This window comes from Pseudomonas sp. GM33 (assembly GCF_000282295.1).
In the GTDB taxonomy this organism is placed as follows: Bacteria; Pseudomonadota; Gammaproteobacteria; order Pseudomonadales; family Pseudomonadaceae; genus Aquipseudomonas; species Aquipseudomonas laurylsulfatiphila.
On sequence record NZ_AKJO01000180.1, the window covers coordinates 14,062 to 30,721 of the forward strand.

Here is a 16,660-nt window from a genome sequence, read left to right on the forward strand (position 1 = left end):
ATGGACATCAACCTCGGCGACTTCCATTTCCTGCGTCCTGTGTGGCTGTTGCTCGCCGTGTTCGGCGCGCTGCTGCCAGTGCTGTGGCGACATAGCCAGGATTTGCAGCGTCGCTGGCGCAGCAACATCGCGGCGCACCTGCTGCCGCATCTGCTCATTACCCCGCAAGACCGGCACCGCCTGCGCCCGGTGCATCTGCTGTGTGCGCTGTTGGTACTGGGTGCCCTCGCCGCCGCCGGGCCGACCTGGGAACAGGATCGCCCGGACTTTCTGGAAAACCGCGCGCCGCTGATCATCGCCGTCGACCTGTCGCCGTCCATGGACGCCAGCGACGTTCCACCCAGTCGCCTGGAAGCAGTCAAGCACAAGCTCCACGACCTCATCCAACGCCGCGCCGGTTCGCGCAACGCCTTGATTGCCTATGCCGGCAGCGCGCATCTGGTGTTGCCCGCCACCGACGACCCGGCCCTGCTCGATACCTTCATTCAGGCCCTGAGCACCGACCTGATCAACAAACCGGGGAAAGATGTCGGCGCGGTCATCGATCAGGCCAAGCGCCTGCTCGCCGCCGAAAAAACACCCGGCACCCTGCTGCTGATCACCGATGGCGCCGACACCTCGACACTGGCCGGGCTGCACAAACGACTGGCTGGCAGTGCCTTGCAAGTGCTGATTCTGGCGGCCGGCAGCAGCGACGGCGGGATCATCCGCGATGCCAGCGGCCAGCCACGCATGGACAGCAATGGTCGCCCGCAACTTGGCAGTTTCGACCAGGATGCCCTCAACCAGCTTGCCTCAACGCTGGATGCCCCGCTGGGTAGCCTGACCCTCAACGATGACGATCTGGACTGGATCGAACTGCACGCCGAGCAGCACTACCAGTCAGCCAGCGACGAACAGCGTGAATTGCACTGGAAAGACGCCGGCTACTGGTTGTGCTGGCCGCTGCTGCTGTTCGCCTTCTTCAGCGTACGCAAGGGCTGGAGCGTGAACTGGATGGCGGGACTGCTGCTGGCGGTGGGCCTGGGCCTGCCACCGGCGCCGGCACAGGCCAATGCGCTGACCGATGCCTTTTTCACCCGCGACCAGCAAGGCCGCTGGGCCTTCGAACACCAGCACTATCCTCAGGCCGCGGCGCTGTTCGTCGATCCGTACTGGAAAGGGCTGGCCGCCTACAACGCGGCCGATTTCGACCTGGCACTGGCCAGCTTCGCGCGGCTCGATACACCCCAGGCGTATTTCTACCTGGGCAATATCTACGTGCGCCGGTTCAAGTTCGATCAGGCCATCGCGGCCTATAACCAGGCGCTGAAGTTGCAATCGCAGTTCCCGGAAGCCACGGCCAACCTGGCCCTGGCCATCGCCTTGCAGAAAGACACCGAGAGCGCCGAGAAAAACGCGCCGGAGGTCAAACCCGACGAAATCAAGATGGACAAGACGCCGGGTAAAGGCCAAAGCAAAAAGATGGAAACCCAACAAGCGGCCTCGGATGAGCAATGGTTGCAGAACCTGACCACGTCGCCGGCGAAGTTTCTCAAGCAGAAGTTCAGCCTGCAGGATCAGGCGGGGGCCAAGCCATGAGCTGCCTTCAAAACCGAGTCGCGGCCTTCGCGAGCAGGCTCGCTCCCACATTTGATCCACGCCCGCCACAAATCCCCTGTGGGAGCGAGCCTGCTCGCGAAAGGGCCCGACCACTCACCACAAATCTCGGAGCCCTGCTCATCGGTCTGATCAGCCTCAACACATTCGCCGCCGACCCTCAACTGAAAGTCCAGGCCACCCTGCAACCCGCCGACCCCGTCATGGTCGGCAGCCTGGTCGAACTGCAACTCGATGTCTTCACCGACACCTGGTTCACCAACGCCCCCACCCTGCCCGACCTGAAACTGCCCGGCGCACTGGTGATGCCACCGGACGGCCACGCCGAACACCTGAACCAGACGATCGACGGCCAATCCTTCAACGGCATGCGCTACAGCTACCTGATCACCCCGAACCTGGCCCAGGGCTTCGACATTCCGGCACTGACCGTTCAAGCCACACCGGGCCAGGCCAGCCACGAACTCAGTGCCCAAAGTCAGCCATTGCACTTCAACGCCGCACAGCCGCCGGGATTCCAGCCCGGGGAGGCGGTGCTGGTGGCTCAAGGGCTGCGCTTCACCCAGAAGACCATCAATTCAGCGACACCGCTGAAGGTCGGCGACAGCATCACCCGGGAACTGACGCTACAGGCCGACGGTGCCCTGGCCATGTCACTGCCGACACCGACGCTGGAGGCCATCAAGGGCCTGAGCCGTTACCCGAAAGCCCCACAAATCCGCAATCTGGATGACGGTCGCGGTAACTTCATTGGCGGCCAGCGCATCGACAGCGTGACGTATCGAATCGACACCGAAGGCCACTACAGCCTGCCAGCCGTCGAACTGAAATGGTGGGATGCCAGCAGCCGGCAAACCCGCACGGCCACGGTGCCTGGCGTGACCTTCGACGCCGCGTCCAACAGCGCCTACAAGCCGGTGTTTTCAATCACCGAAGACCTGAAAAAACTCGGCCAGCACAATCGTTTGCACCTTTCCGGGCACTGGTTCGGACTATTGGCACTGGCGTTGGCGGTGGTGGCCCTGGGCTGGTTCAGTCGCCCGCTCGTACGCCGCGCGCACCTCAACTGTCAGGCCCGACGCCGCGCCCGACACGCCGCCTGGCTCGAGTCCGCCGACTACGCATGGCAGCAGATTCCGGCACAACTGGAGGGCAAACCGACGCAATTGAGCGCCCTGTACCTGTGGACCCGACGCAGCCGCCGGGGCCTGAAATTGACCGGTCTCGGCCCGCGCCTGCAAAGCTTCCTGCGGGCCTGTTACGGCCGCGAAACGGACAAAGAGCAGGCCCTGCGCCAAATCAGGGAATCCTTGTCTACGCTGCATAGTCAGGCCGAGCGCAACAGAGAATCAGTCTCTTCTGCTCTTCATCCGCTCAACCCCGTTCACGAGAAGGGTTTCCCATGACCAATTCGAAATCGTTACACCATCAACGCCTATTCAGCTTCCTGCTGACTCTGGCCTTGAGCCTGCCGCTGCTGGTCCAGGCAGCCGAACCGCTGCCCTCGTGGAACGATGGTCCGTCGAAAAAGCAGATCATCGAGTTCGTGCAGGCGGTGACCGATCAAAGCAACAAGGACTTCGTCAAACCCGAAGACCGCATTGCCGTGTTCGATAACGACGGCACCTTGTGGAGCGAGCAGCCGATGTACTTCGAATTGCTGTTCGCCCTCGAAGAAGTCAAGCGCACCGCGGCGCAGCACCCGGAATGGAAAACCACCCAGCCGTTCCAGGCCGTGCTGGAAAACGATCACAAGGCCCTGGCCGCCAGCGGCCTGGAAGGCATGATGAAAATCTTCGGTGCGACCCACACCGGCATGACCAGCGAAGCGTTCGATGACTACGCCAAGACCTGGCTGAGTCAGGCCAGACACCCGAAAACCGGCAAGCCGTACACCGAAATGGTCTTCCAGCCGATGCTGGAGATGCTCGACTACCTGCGCGGTAACGCCTTCAAGACCTACATCGTCTCCGGTGGCGACACCGGGTTCATGCGTGCCTTTGCCGAGAAGGTCTACGGCATTCCACCGGAACAAGTCATCGGCACCACCTTCGTCACCGCGTTCCATTACAAGGACGGCCAGGCGTCGATCCTGCGCACGCCGAAACTGGCCCACAACGACGATGGCCCGGGCAAACCGGAAAGCATCAATGCCGTGATCGGCAAACGACCGATCCTGGCGTTCGGCAACTCCGACGGTGACCTGCAAATGCTCCAGTGGACCGCCGCCGGTCCCGGCAAACGATTCATGGGGCTGGTGCATCACACCGACGCCAAACGCGAATGGGCTTACGACCGACAGTCGCAGATCGGTCGCCTGGACAAGGCCCTGGACGAAGCGAACAAGCGTGGCTGGACAGTCGTCGACATGGCGGCCGAATGGCGCCGGATCTATCCGTACGACGCCGCCACACCCGAGCAAGCGCAGTAAAAAAGACGTAACGCAGGACAGCAGTAAACGTTTGTCGCATTCGGCGACGCAGTGAAAAGGAGCCAGTCAGATGACTCGCATAGGTAAGTGGCTACCGAAACTCGCCCTGGTGGCAGCCTCGGTGATGGCGATTTCGGCAACAGCCGGAGCCGCTGATAAACCCAACATTCTGGTGATCTTCGGCGACGATATCGGCCAGACCAACATCAGCGCCTATTCCATGGGCGTGGTCGGCTACAAGACGCCGAACATCGATCGCATTGCCAAAGAAGGCATGATGTTCACCGACTATTACGCGGAGAACAGCTGCACCGCCGGGCGTTCGTCGTTCATCACCGGCCAGACGCCTTTGCGTACCGGTCTGTCGAAAGTCGGCATCCCGGGCGCACCGGTGGGCCTGCAAAAGCGTGACATCACCATCGCCCAGGCCCTCAAGTCCCAGGGCTACGCCACCGGCCAGTTTGGCAAGAACCACTTGGGCGACAAGGATGAATACCTGCCGACCAACCACGGTTTCGACGAGTTCTTCGGCAACCTGTACCACCTCAACGCCGAAGAAGAGCCTGAACGTCCGTACTGGCCAAAAGACGATGCCGAGTTCGTCAAGGCCAACACCCCACGTGGCGTGATCCACAGCTTCGCCGACGGCAAGATCGAAGACACCGGCGCGCTGACCACCAAGCGCATGGAAACCATCGACGATGAAACCACGGCGGCGGCGCAGGCTTTCATCGAGAAACAAGCGAAGGCAGACAAACCGTTCTTCGTCTGGATGAACACCACGCGCATGCATTTGTTCACCCACGTGCGCGATTCGATGAAGGGCCAGAGCGGCATGCCTGGTAACGAATACGCCGATGGCATGCTGGAACACGACGGCGACGTCGGCAAACTGCTGAAAACCCTCGACGACCTGAAGATCGCCGACAACACCATTGTCGTCTACACCACCGACAACGGCCCGAACCAGTTCTCCTGGCCGGACGCGGCGACCACGCCGTTCCGTAACGAGAAGAACTCCAACTGGGAAGGCGCCTACCGCGTGCCGGCGATCATTCGTTGGCCGGGCAAGATCAAGGCCGGTGAAGTCTCCAACGAGTTGTTCTCGGGCATGGACTGGTTCCCAACCCTGCTCGCCGCAGCGGGTGAAACCGACGTGAAGAACAAGTTGCTCAAAGGCTGGGCACCGACCTCGGGTGGCAATAACTTCAAAGTGCACCTGGACGGTTTCAACCAACTGCCCTACCTGACTGGCCAACAGCCTAAAGGCGAGCGCAAGGAGTTCTACTACTTCAACGACGACGGCGTGCTGGTATCGATGCGCTTCGATAACTGGAAAGTGGTGTTCTGCGAGCAGCGCGAGCCGGGTGGCTTTAAAGTCTGGAGCGAACCGTTCGTGTGCCTGCGCGTACCGAAAATCTTCAACCTGAGGATGGACCCGTATGAACGGGCCGACGTGGTTTCCGATCAGTATTACGATTGGCAGACCAAAAACGTCTACCTGGCCGCTCAAGCCGTACAAAAAGCGGCCGGGTTCCTGCAAACGTTCATCGAATACCCGCCAAGCCAGAAACCGGCGAGCTTCAGCATCGACCAGATCCGTGCTGCGGTAGATGCCAAGATCGCTGAAAAAATGAAAGCTGCACAGTAAGACCGCCGCTCGCCCTCACCGGCGAGCGGACTTTTTTGCAAGATGAATGCGATCACTGTAGGAGCTGCCGCAGGCTGCGATCTTTTGATCTTGATTTTAAAGAAGCAAGATCAAAAGATCGCAGCCTGCGGCAGCTCCTACGCTAGCTTGTAATCGATTCAAAAATTCGCACAAGGCAACAGATCCATGACCTCACGTGTCGCCAGCAAGTCGTCGGCCATACCTGCCCCGCAAGTCGCCTCCCCGGCGCTGTTGATCCCCGCCCTGCTGCTGTTTGTCTCCGGCGCTGCGGCGCTGGTGTATCAGGTGCTGTGGATCAAGCAGCTGTCGTTGGTCGTAGGCGTCGAGGTCTATGCCATCACCACCGGGATCAGCGCATTCTTTGCCGGGCTGGCCTTGGGCGGCTTGCTGTTCGGCCGTTGGGCGGACCGGATGCAGCACCCGATTGTGCTCTACGCCATTCTGGAAGTGCTGGTGGCGCTGCTGGGTGTCGCTGCGACCTTTGCCATGAGCCTCGCGGCCAGCCCGTTTGCCTGGCTGGAAGCGCACGTGGGTTTGCTGGCCTGGGTGCTGCCGTTCGCGCTGGTGGGCATTCCCGCGCTGTTGATGGGCGGCACCCTGCCGGTTCTGGTTCGCTCCCTGGCCACCGACCCGCAACACCTGGGCAAGGCCGGCGGGCAACTGTATGCGGCGAACACCGCCGGGGCCATCGCCGGCACCCTGCTCGCCGCGTTCGTACTGATTGCCACCCTCGGCGTGCGCGGCAGCGCGCTGGCCGCCGCCATGCTGAACCTGCTGGCCGCCGCAGGAGCCCTGTGGTTCCAGCGCCGGCGCGTGGCCCCCGTCGATGCGGCGGCAAAACATCACGTTGAAAAAGCCCCCGACCGCCTGGCCCTGTGGCTGTACGCCATTGCCGGTGGCGTAGCGCTGGGCTACGAAGTGGTGTGGTCGCAATCGATCGTGCAGTTCATGAGCACCCGTACCTACGCCTTTGCCGTGGTGCTGGCGACCTACCTCACCGGGTTGTTCCTGGGCAGCATGCTGCTGGCCCGTCGGGTCGATCGCCTGCGCGATCCCTGGGGGGTGTTCGGTTTGCTGATTGCCGCAGCCGGGGCGATTGCCTTGCTGGAAGTGGCGTTGCTCGGACGCTGGCTGGTGCTCGCCCAGACCCTGGCCGAATCCTGGGTATTGTCATGGGGCGGCAGTGAACTGGCGGGCATGAGCACGCGGTTTGCGGTAGCAGCCTTGAGCATTGTATTTGTACCGACCCTGTTACTGGGCGCGGCGTTCCCGTTGGCCCTGCGCTTGAGCGTCGGCGACGCACAGGTGGGGCGTAACGTTGGCGAAGTCGTCGCGTTCAATACCCTTGGCGGGATCATCGGCGTGATGCTCTGCGGCTTCGTCCTGATCCCGATGCTGGGCCTGGTACGGACCCTGGGACTGCTGGCAATTATCGCCGCCGGTATCGCGTACCTCGCCGTGCGCAAGGGCCATGGCGTGAAGAAAGGCCGGCGCCAGGCGGTGGTTGCCATTGGCCTGGTGTCCCTGGCACTGGCCGTGTTCACGCCGGTCAACAAGCTCGCCAGCCTGCTGCCGGGCGCGCGCAATGGCACGCTGACGTTCTACGAAGAAGGCCGTGGCGGGACCGTCGCCGTGGTTACTCAGGGCAAAGGCGAACGGGCGTTCCAGCGCTTGTATATCCAAGGCGTGTCCAATACCGGCGACGCCATGCCGTCCCTGCGCTACATGCGGATTCAGGCGCTGCTGCCCTTGTTGATCCACAATGGTGAACCGCGTTCGGCGTTGGTGATCGGCTTCGGCACCGGCATCACCGCCGGCGCCCTGACCCGCTACCCCGCCCTGGATCATCGTGTGGTCGCCGAACTGCTGCCCTCGGTGGTCAAGGCGGCACCCTTGTTCAAGGGCAATTTCAATGCCGCGGCCGATCCGGGTGTCGATGTGCGCTTGCGCGACGGTCGCCAGGAACTCTTGCGCAATCCACAGCGCTACGACCTGATCACCCTTGAACCGCCACCGCCCTCCGCTGCCGGCGTGGTCAACCTGTATTCCCGGGACTTCTACCAACTGGCCGCCAGCCGTTTGCAGAAACAGGGCCTGGTCGCCCAATGGCTGCCGTTGCCGACGCAGAACATCGACGACTCGCGCTCACTGGTGCGCAGCTTCCTCGACGTGTTCCCCTACGCGACCCTTTGGACCAGCGAGTTCCACGAGATGCTGCTGGTGGGTTCGATGGAGCCGATTGAGCTGGATGCGGCGAAGATCAACGCACGCTTCCAGCAGGACAGCGTCCGCAGCACCTTGCAGGATGTCGGCATCGGCTCGGCCGCGGCGTTGCTCGCCACCTGGGTGACTGACCGTGCGGGGCTTGAACGCTTCGCTGGCGACGCACAACCGGTGACGGACGATCAGCCGCGAATCGAATACGCGCCGTGGGTGCGGGCCAGGGAGATCACCCGAGTGCTGCCCGCCCTGCTCGGCCTGCATCAGTCACCTGCACTGCTGAACGCCGATGCCGGGTTCATCGAGCGCATGAACACCCAGCAACAACGCCTGATGCAGTTCTACCGGGCCAGCCTGCATGCCTATGAGGGTGACCGTGAGGGCTGGGCCAGGGATATGCGCGAGGTGATGCGCGGGGATGCCGGGAATCCGTATTACCGGTGGTTTGTCGGAGAGTGATTGGCCGCCTTCGCGAGCAGGCTCGCTCCCACATGGGGATGCGTTCCCCTGTGGGAGCGGGCTTGCTCGCGAAGGGGCCATCAGCTTCACAACATCAGTTATTTGACAGACGCCGACCATCCGGCAAAGCTGCATCAAGCTTCAACGCGCGCCTGACGGCAATCGCACCTGGACCATGGAAGTCGTAATGCCCAAATATAAAAACAAAGCTGCACAGCCAAACCCTGATTCGCAACCGACCCTGATCAACCGTTATCTGTTCCCCGTCACCATCGGCATCCTGTTGCTGACTGTGGCGGGTATTGGCTGGTTTTTGCTGAGCAGCACACCGACGCCGCCCAAGCCGGTCACCGTCAGCCCCCCTGCTGTTCAACCAGCCAAGCCGCAACCCGTGGCCATCGCGCCTGCGAAAATGGTCGACGAGCAGCAATGCCAGGGCTGCCACGGCGAGCAGGTCAAGGACTGGCAAGGCTCCCACCACCAGTTGGCGATGCAGCAAGCCAACGCCGACACGATGCTCGGCGACTTCAACAACGTCACCTTCAAGGCTGAAAAGGAGACCACGGTGTTCTCGCGCAAAGGCGACGAATTCTGGGTCAACACGCCGGGTACCGATGGCAAGAATGCCGATTTCAAGGTGGCCTATACCTTTGGCGTCGCCCCTTTGCAGCAGTACCTGATCGAAGTCGGTGAAGGCCGGTTACAGGCCCTTGGCATTGCCTGGGATACCGAAAAGCACCGCTGGTTTCACCTCTACCCGGGCCAGGGGGTGAACTTCAAGAACCCGCTGCACTGGAGCAAGCCGAGCCAGAACGCCAACTTCATGTGCGTCGAATGCCATACCACCGGCTTCAAGCGTAATTTCGATGCGTCAAAAAACACCTTCGACAGCCACTGGAACAGCCTGGGTGTCGGCTGCCAGGCCTGTCATGGCCCCGCATCCAATCACCTGGAATGGACAGCGAAGAAGACCGACCTGATCCATGCCGGCTTTGCCGTCGACCTCAAGGACAAGAACGCCACCGTCGAAATCGAAACCTGCGCCCGCTGCCACTCGCGCCGCGCACCTCTGGACGACGGCTACACGGTCGGCAAACGGCTGATGGACGACTACCTGCCGAGCGTCCTGACCCGCGAGCTGTACGCGCTGGATGGCAAGATCAAGGACGAAGTGTTCGAACACGGCTCCTTTGCCCAGAGCAAAATGTTCGACAAGGGCGTGCGCTGCAGCAACTGCCACAACCCGCACAGCACGCAATTGAAAACGCCAGGCAACGGTGTCTGCCTGCAATGCCACAACACCGCCGGCAAAACCACCGTGGAAGGCGTCGACGGCAAAGGCCTGCAAGCGAAAAACTACGACTCCGTCGAACACACTCGCCACACCCTGGGCCAACCGGGTTCGCAGTGCGTGGATTGCCACATGCCCGGCAAGTTCTACATGGGCAATGATTTCCGGCATGACCACAGCTTCAGCATCCCCAACCCTGAGCGGGCAAAGAAACTCGGTACGCCTGATGCCTGCCTGACCTGCCACCAGGGCAAGGCCGGCGACAAGGTCACCGAGCAGTTCAAGCTGTGGAACACGGCCAACGCCAGCGCGGTGCAAGCCCCTCGCTACGACGAAAGCCTGTGGCTGATTCGCAACGGTCAGCCCGGTGCCGCACAGGCCTTGATCGAGCAACTCCAACGCAGCAACCTGCCGGCAATCCAGCGCGCGACGCTGCTTGGCGAATTGGCGCAGTATCCGAGCGAGCAAGCGTTGAAACTGGCCACCAGGGACTTGAATAACCCAGCGCCGCAAGTCCGTGAGAGCGCCATACGCGCACTCAGCGCATTCCTGCCGCCAGCGGAACGTGCGCCACTGCTGACACCCTTGCTGAGTGACCCTGTGAGAGCCGTGCGCATCGCCGCCGCCCGTGATCTGCTCAGTGTCGCGCACACTGGCCTGGGCACGGCGCAGGACAGCTGGAATGCCGCCATCGGCGAATACGAGGCGGTGCAGAAAAACCTGCTCGAACGCGCCGAAGCGAACCTCAACCTGGCGATGCTGTATCAGGCCAGCGGTCGCGACGCAGAAGTCGAAGGGTTCCTGCGCACGGCCCTGCAGCGCGATCCGGACTTCTACCCGGCGCTGGTTACCCTGGTGCAGTGGCTGGAGGCCAACGGTCGCAGCCAGGAAGGTCATGCCCTGCTGGCGCAAAGCCTCAAGGACCATCCTGACTCGGGCCTGCTGCAATACACCCAGGGCCTGGCGCTGATTCGTGCCGGCCAAGCCGCTCAAGCCATGCCGTACCTGCGCCAGGCCGCGAAACTGGAACCGCAGAGCGGGCAATTCGGCTACGTACTGGCAGTGGCCCTGCATGATAGCGGCAAGATCGACGAAGCCTGCGCAGAACTGGAACGGCTGTTGAAAGAGCAACCGGCCAACCGCAATGCCCGCTTGTCGCTGATCCAGTATTACCTGGCCAACGGCCAGGAGCCCAAGGCCCAGGTACTGTTGCAGGGCTGGAAGAAGATGAATATGGGGGACCCGGCGTTGAAGTGACGGAATACTCCTGTAGGAGCGAGCTTGCTCCGGGCGGCGTTCCGACGATGGTGTTAAAGACGACGCGTTTATTCAGAATATTCGCGTTTTCGTTAACGTCCATCGCGAGCAGGCTCGCTCCTACAGGGGAGGTATTGGCTCTATCACCACCGCATATTCAGCGGATTTGTCTTCACGCACGGCAAAGCTGTCGAAACCGCATTTGTAGGAGCGAGCCTGCTCGCGATGGCGTTACAGACGACGCGTTTATCCAGAATATTCGCGTTTTCGTTGACGTCCATCGCGAGCAAGCTCGGTCCTTCAGCGGCGTCTGAACAAGGGCCGCGGCTCAATCACCGAACGCCCGTACAACACGCTCATCCCCGCCAATCCCTTCAATGCATCTTCCGCGGATTTGTCTTCACGCACGGCAAAGCTGTCGAAACCGCATTGGCGCATGTGGCTGAGTTGATCGCGCAAGACATCGCCGATGGCGCGCAACTCGCCGGCCCAGCCCAATCGCGTGCGCAGCAGATACGCCTGGCTGTACCCGCGGCCATCGCGAAAGCTCGGAAAATCCAGGGCAATCAAGGGCAGTCGGGCAAACCATGGCTGCAGGCTTTCCACTTCATCGTCCGGCCCCAGCCACACGCCGTTATGCGACGGGATTTCCAGCCAACGGCTCAGCGGCAGAATCGCGGCACCCACGGGCCGCGCTGCTTGCGGGTCGCGCACGAGCTGCCACGGATCATCCGCAACAATCCGCGCCACGCCCTCTTCCAGCCGCAACAGATTGTTCATGCCGACACCTGCGGCACTTTCCCGTAGACCGCCTCCTTGAACGGCTCCAGCCCGATCCGCTGGAAGGCGTCGACGAACAGTTCTTCGCTCTCGCGATAGCGCACGAAGGTGTCGACGATGCGCTCGATCACCCCGGGCACTTGCGCAGCGCTGAAGGACGGGCCAATGACCTTGCCTAGCGCACTGTTCTTGCCCTGGGCGCCACCCAGGGTGATCTGGTACCACTCGGCGCCGTTCTTATCGACCCCCAGAATGCCGATGTTGCCGATGTGGTGATGACCGCAGGCATTCATGCAGCCGGAGATATTGAGGCTGATGTCACCCAGGTCGTGCAGGTAGTCGAGGTCTTCGAAGCGTGCGGCAATGGCCTTGGCGATGGGGATCGACTTGGCGTTGGCCAGCGCGCAGAAGTCGCCACCGGGGCAGGCGATGATGTCGGTGAGCAATCCGGCGTTGGCGCTGCCCAGATTGTGTTCGCAGGCCAGGTGCCACAGGGTGAACAGATCGGCCTTGGACACGTCCGGAAGAACGATATTCTGCTCATGGGCAATGCGGATTTCACCGAAGCCGAAGCGTTCGGACCACTCGGCCACCGCCTCCATCTGTTCGGCAGTGACATCGCCCGGTGGCGCAGCGGCGCCCGGTTTGGTCGACAACACCACGCTGGCATAGCCCGATACTTTGTGCGACTGCACGTTACGCTGCACCCAACGAGCGAACGCCGGGTTTTCGGCCAGGTGCGTGCCGAAATCGAGATGGGTGTCGGACAGATCGCGATAAGGCGGTGCGACGAACGCGCTGGCCACACGCTCGAACTCGTCAAGGGTCAGTTGCGCCGGGCCGTCCTTGAGGTACTGCCACTCTTCTTCCACTTCCCGGGCGAAGGCCTCGATGCCCAGGGCCTTGACCAGAATCTTGATTCGCGCCTTGTACTTGTTGTCCCGCCGGCCGTGGCGGTTATACACCCGCAGCACCGCCTCTACGTAAGAAAGCAGGTGCTGCCACGGCAGGCCTTCGCGGATCTGCAAGCCGAGGATCGGCGTGCGCCCCAGGCCGCCGCCGACCATGACTCGCAGGAGCATGTGTCCGTCGCAGCCCGGGTAAAGATAAAGGCCGATGTCATGCATCATGATCGCCGCGCGGTCCTGCTCGGCCGAGCAGATGGCGATCTTGAACTTGCGCGGCAGGAACAGGAACTCCGGGTTGATGGTCGACCACTGCCGCAGAATTTCCGCCAACGGTCGCGGGTCGATCATTTCGTCGGCCGCCACCCCGGCAAAGGCTTCGGTGGTGATGTTGCGCACGCAGTTGCCGGAGGTCTGGATCGCATGCATTTCCACCTCGGCCAGGCGTTCGAGGATGTCCGGCACCTGGGCCAGTTCGATCCAGTTGAACTGCATGTTCTGCCGGGTGGTGAAATGGCCGTAGCCGCGATCGTAATCCCGGGCGATGCTCGCCAACTTACGCATCTGCCGGGCGCTAAGCGTGCCGTAGGGAATCGCCACCCGCAGCATATAGGCGTGTTTTTGCAGGTACAGGCCGTTCTGCAGACGCAAGGGCAGGAACTCTTCTTCGCTCAGCTCGCCAGCCATGAAGCGCTCGACCTGATCGCGAAACTGCGCAACCCGCTCGAACACCAGTGCCCGGTCGTAATCATCGTACTGATACATGTGGCTACCTCATCAGGATTCACCGCATTCCCCTGTAGGATCGGTGGGTATGCGGTTGTTGTGTGAGGTCGACTATGGACTTGCGGCTCAGCGCATTACAGATTCACCTGACTGCATAAAAACCGTATCAGAGCGCGGCAGATGGCCGCAGGCGGCACTCAAATCTGATCCGCCTAAATGAAATATTCCTGAGCCTGTTTTGTTTCCATCGGGGTTTCTACAGTGCATGGCATTGCAACCGTGGAAGCATTGAGCATGAGCACAACTACTATCAGTCAGGCCTATAACTACAAGGTCGTGCGCCAGTTCGTGGTGGCGACAGTCTTCTGGGGCGTCGTGGGGATGGCCATGGGCGTGTGGATCGCCTCGCAACTGGTGTGGCCGCAGATGAATCTTGACCTGCCGTGGACCACCTTCGGCCGCTTGCGCCCGTTGCACACCAGCCTGGTGATTTTCGGTTTTGCCGGCAGCGCGCAATTTGCCGCCAGTTACTACGCGGTACAGCGCACCTGTCAGGTGCGGCTGTTTTCCGACAAGCTCGCCGCATTTACCTTCTGGGGCTGGCAGTCGGTGATCGTGGTGATGCTGATCAGCCTGCCGCTGGGCTACACCACCACTAAGGAATATGCCGAGATCGAATTCACCGGCGCGGTGTGGATGACCGTGGTCTGGATTGCATACGCCGTGGTGTTCTTCACTACCGTAGTGCAACGCAAGACCAGGCACATCTACGTCGGTAACTGGTTCTTTGGTGCGTTCATCGTGGTCATCGCCATGCTGCACGTGGTCAACCACTTGTCGATTCCGGTGGACTGGTTCAAGTCCTACCCGGTGTATTCCGGGGCCACCGATGCCATGGTCCAGTGGTGGTACGGCCACAACGCCGTGGGCTTTTTCCTGACCACCGGCTTCCTGGGGATGATGTATTACTTCGTGCCGAAACAGGTGGGCCGGCCGGTGTACTCCTATCGCCTGTCGATCGTGCACTTCTGGGCGCTGATTACCCTGTACATCTGGGCCGGTCCTCACCACTTGCACTACACAGCGCTGCCGGACTGGGCGCAGTCGCTGGGCATGGCCATGTCGCTGATCCTGCTGGCGCCGAGCTGGGGCGGGATGATCAACGGCATGATGACGCTCTCGGGCGCCTGGCATAAGCTGCGCACTGACCCGATCCTGCGCTTTCTCGTGCTGTCCCTGGCGTTCTACGGCATGTCGACCTTCGAAGGGCCGATGATGGCGATCAAGACGGTCAACGCCCTCTCCCACTACACAGACTGGACCATCGGCCACGTACACGCCGGGGCGCTGGGCTGGGTGGCGATGATCACCTTCGGCGCGACCTATCACATGGTGCCGAAGGTATTCGGACGTGATCGGATGCACAGCACCCCGCTGATCAACCTGCACTTCTGGCTGGCGACCATCGGCACCGTGCTGTACATCGCCTCGATGTGGGTCAACGGCATCACCCAGGGCCTGATGTGGCGCGCGATCAACGATGACGGCACGCTGACCTACTCCTTCGTCGAAGCCTTGCAGGCCAGCCATCCGGGATTCGTCGTGCGCTTTGCCGGCGGGGTGTTCTTCCTCAGCGGCATGCTGTTGATGGCCTACAACGTGTGGCGCACGGTGCGGGTAGCGGACGTGGCGATGGTGGAACGTGAGGCGCAGATAGCCTGATGATTGAAGTCGTGCTGAACCTGTTGGGTATGGGGTTTCTTTGGTTCGCCATCGAATACTGCTTGCGTCATCAGACCACCGAGAGCCTGGACGACGCGAGCCTGATCCCGTTTGCCGACGACCCTGAGGTGGCTCGGCGAGTAGAGGCGGCTACCGGGAAGACCATCAACGCAGTGGCGCCCGAAGAGGCGAAGCCAGGCTGGGGAAACACCGATTTCTGATACTGTGGGAGCGGGCTTGCTCGCGAAGGGGGCGTGTCAGTCGACATTGATGTTGAATGTAGATCCGCCTTCGCGAGCAAGCCCGCTCCCACCCCCTCAGCCACGATCCCGGGGGATCAAAACCTGTAGCTGCTGCGCCAGAAAATCCGCATTGAATGCAAAGGTGTCCGGGTCTTTCAAGCCATTGGTCTTGCGCCACTGCCAGCCAGTGGATGGCGGCAGGCACACCAGTGACACGCTGCCATAACGGGCTGCCGTAAAGCCCATCACCGCCACGGAAATCTGCCCGCCGACACCCATCACCTCCGGCACGAACTCCACCGGTTTGCCCGCGATCAGTATGCTCAGCTTTTCAGTCTTGAAGGGCGAGGTCTCCACCGGAACACTGGGCCCCGACGCGACATACACTTCGCGGTTCACTTCGAGCAGGTCAGGTGCCTTGACCGGTTCGAGCCACTGCTGGATCTCATCGAACAGCGCACCAATGCGCTTCGCCCACTCGGCCGACTGCGACTCGAACACTTGCTTTTTGTGCGCTTCGCTTTCGGCGTAGTGGCGAAGCATTTCGCCCAGTTGCTGTACATCGTCCATAGCGGTGTTCCCTGAATAGACCGGTGTTGCGGACCTGGAGCATGGCAGATGCCCGCACGCTGCGTACGACTAAAACCTGAGGACAGTTTGCACCGTTGCGTAAACGCGGGCACTGCAGGTGCGCACTTCACCTGACAAACGGAGTACGGCATGCACCCTGGGCGAGTGATTCAGCCGACCCTGGGCGTGCGACGCAGGCGCGCCATGCTCAAGGTGTCCACCAGGACGCCGTCGCGAACGGCGTAATCACGAAACAGGCCCTCGGTTTCGAAGCCGAACTTGCGGTACAGGGCAATGGCCGCTTCGTTATCGGCATACACCGAAAGCTCGACGCGCTGCAGGTTCATCCAGTTGTCGGCGATATCCAGCGCCGTCGCGAGCAACTTGGAACCCACGCCCTTGCCCTGCCACTCGACTGCAACGCCCATGCCGAAACTGCCCGCATGGCTGCGACGAATGCGCGAGAACTGTTCCAGGCCAATGTTGCCGATGACCGTGCCTTGATGCAGGGCCACTACCTTCACCACGCGCTCGTTATCCGGCGCCAGGCGACTGCGCCAGAGCTCGGTGGACTGAAACGGCATTTGCAGGGTCTGCCGGGCGATGGCGGGATCGTTGTACAGCGCAGTAATGCCTTCGATATGGGATTCGTTGAAGCGCTCGAACGTGATAACGGGTTCGGTGGTCGGCATGGGTGAATCATCCTTGAAGCAGACATGGCCGTTCACTCTATAACGCTTTCTTCACGTGTGGCGAGAACCGATGTGGGAGCGGGCTTGCTCGCGA

The 16,660-nt window shown here is 61.5% G+C and carries 12 protein-coding genes; 8 read left to right on the plus strand and 4 right to left on the minus strand.

The window, feature by feature from the left end; genetic code table 11:
* The 6 genes from PMI26_RS02565 to PMI26_RS02540 all read left to right on the plus strand — a co-directional run bounded on the left by PMI26_RS02565 (position 1) and on the right by PMI26_RS02540 (position 10,929).
* Positions 1 to 1,581, plus strand: a complete 1,581-nt coding sequence (locus tag PMI26_RS02565) for a VWA domain-containing protein (protein ID WP_007979885.1) — start codon at positions 1 to 3, stop codon at positions 1,579 to 1,581.
* Positions 1,578 to 3,005: a BatD family protein gene (locus tag PMI26_RS02560; protein ID WP_007979887.1), complete on the plus strand. Its 1,428-nt coding sequence runs from the start codon at positions 1,578 to 1,580 to the stop codon at positions 3,003 to 3,005. The genes PMI26_RS02565 and PMI26_RS02560 overlap by 4 nt, the downstream gene beginning before the upstream one ends.
* Complete coding sequence (locus PMI26_RS02555) at positions 3,002 to 4,030, plus strand: HAD family hydrolase (RefSeq protein WP_007979888.1); 1,029 nt, start codon at positions 3,002 to 3,004, stop codon at positions 4,028 to 4,030. The genes PMI26_RS02560 and PMI26_RS02555 overlap by 4 nt, the downstream gene beginning before the upstream one ends.
* 70 nt (positions 4,031 to 4,100) lie before the next feature.
* The gene (locus PMI26_RS02550; RefSeq protein WP_007979890.1) at positions 4,101 to 5,681 is read left to right on the plus strand and encodes an arylsulfatase; all 1,581 of its coding nucleotides are present in this window, start codon (positions 4,101 to 4,103) and stop codon (positions 5,679 to 5,681) included.
* Between the two features lie 186 nt (positions 5,682 to 5,867).
* Complete coding sequence (locus PMI26_RS02545; RefSeq protein ID WP_007979892.1) at positions 5,868 to 8,381, plus strand: fused MFS/spermidine synthase; 2,514 nt, start codon at positions 5,868 to 5,870, stop codon at positions 8,379 to 8,381.
* Between the two features lie 187 nt (positions 8,382 to 8,568).
* Positions 8,569 to 10,929, plus strand: coding sequence for a tetratricopeptide repeat protein (locus PMI26_RS02540; protein WP_007979894.1), 2,361 nt, complete (start codon positions 8,569 to 8,571; stop codon positions 10,927 to 10,929).
* A 300-nt stretch (positions 10,930 to 11,229) separates the two neighbouring features.
* Here the strand turns inward: PMI26_RS02540 and PMI26_RS02535 are convergent, their stop codons facing one another.
* Together PMI26_RS02535 and PMI26_RS02530 are read right to left on the minus strand one after the other, a co-directional pair.
* Positions 11,230 to 11,709, minus strand: coding sequence for a DUF934 domain-containing protein (locus PMI26_RS02535; RefSeq protein WP_007979896.1), 480 nt, complete (start codon positions 11,707 to 11,709; stop codon positions 11,230 to 11,232).
* Positions 11,706 to 13,379, minus strand: coding sequence for a nitrite/sulfite reductase (locus tag PMI26_RS02530; protein WP_007979898.1), 1,674 nt, complete (start codon positions 13,377 to 13,379; stop codon positions 11,706 to 11,708). Before PMI26_RS02530 ends, PMI26_RS02535 begins: the two co-directional genes overlap by 4 nt.
* A gap of 255 nt (positions 13,380 to 13,634) precedes the next feature.
* Here PMI26_RS02530 and ccoN point away from each other — a divergent pair, with 255 nt between their 5' ends.
* Together ccoN and PMI26_RS02520 are read left to right on the plus strand one after the other, a co-directional pair.
* Positions 13,635 to 15,062 carry a cytochrome-c oxidase, cbb3-type subunit I gene (gene ccoN / locus PMI26_RS02525; protein WP_007979900.1) on the plus strand — a complete coding sequence of 476 codons (1,428 nt, stop codon included), beginning with the start codon at positions 13,635 to 13,637 and terminating at the stop codon, positions 15,060 to 15,062.
* Entirely contained in the window at positions 15,062 to 15,283 is a 222-nt protein-coding gene (locus tag PMI26_RS02520) for a hypothetical protein (RefSeq protein WP_007979902.1), read from the plus strand. Before ccoN ends, PMI26_RS02520 begins: the two co-directional genes overlap by 1 nt.
* 96 nt (positions 15,284 to 15,379) lie before the next feature.
* Here the strand turns inward: PMI26_RS02520 and PMI26_RS02515 are convergent, their stop codons facing one another.
* Together PMI26_RS02515 and PMI26_RS02510 are read right to left on the minus strand one after the other, a co-directional pair.
* A complete protein-coding gene (locus PMI26_RS02515; protein WP_007979904.1) occupies positions 15,380 to 15,874 on the minus strand; it encodes a hypothetical protein in 495 nt (164 codons plus the stop codon).
* A gap of 170 nt (positions 15,875 to 16,044) precedes the next feature.
* Positions 16,045 to 16,566 carry a GNAT family N-acetyltransferase gene (locus PMI26_RS02510; RefSeq protein ID WP_007979905.1) on the minus strand — a complete coding sequence of 174 codons (522 nt, stop codon included), beginning with the start codon at positions 16,564 to 16,566 and terminating at the stop codon, positions 16,045 to 16,047.
* Positions 16,567 to 16,660 lie beyond the last annotated feature (94 nt).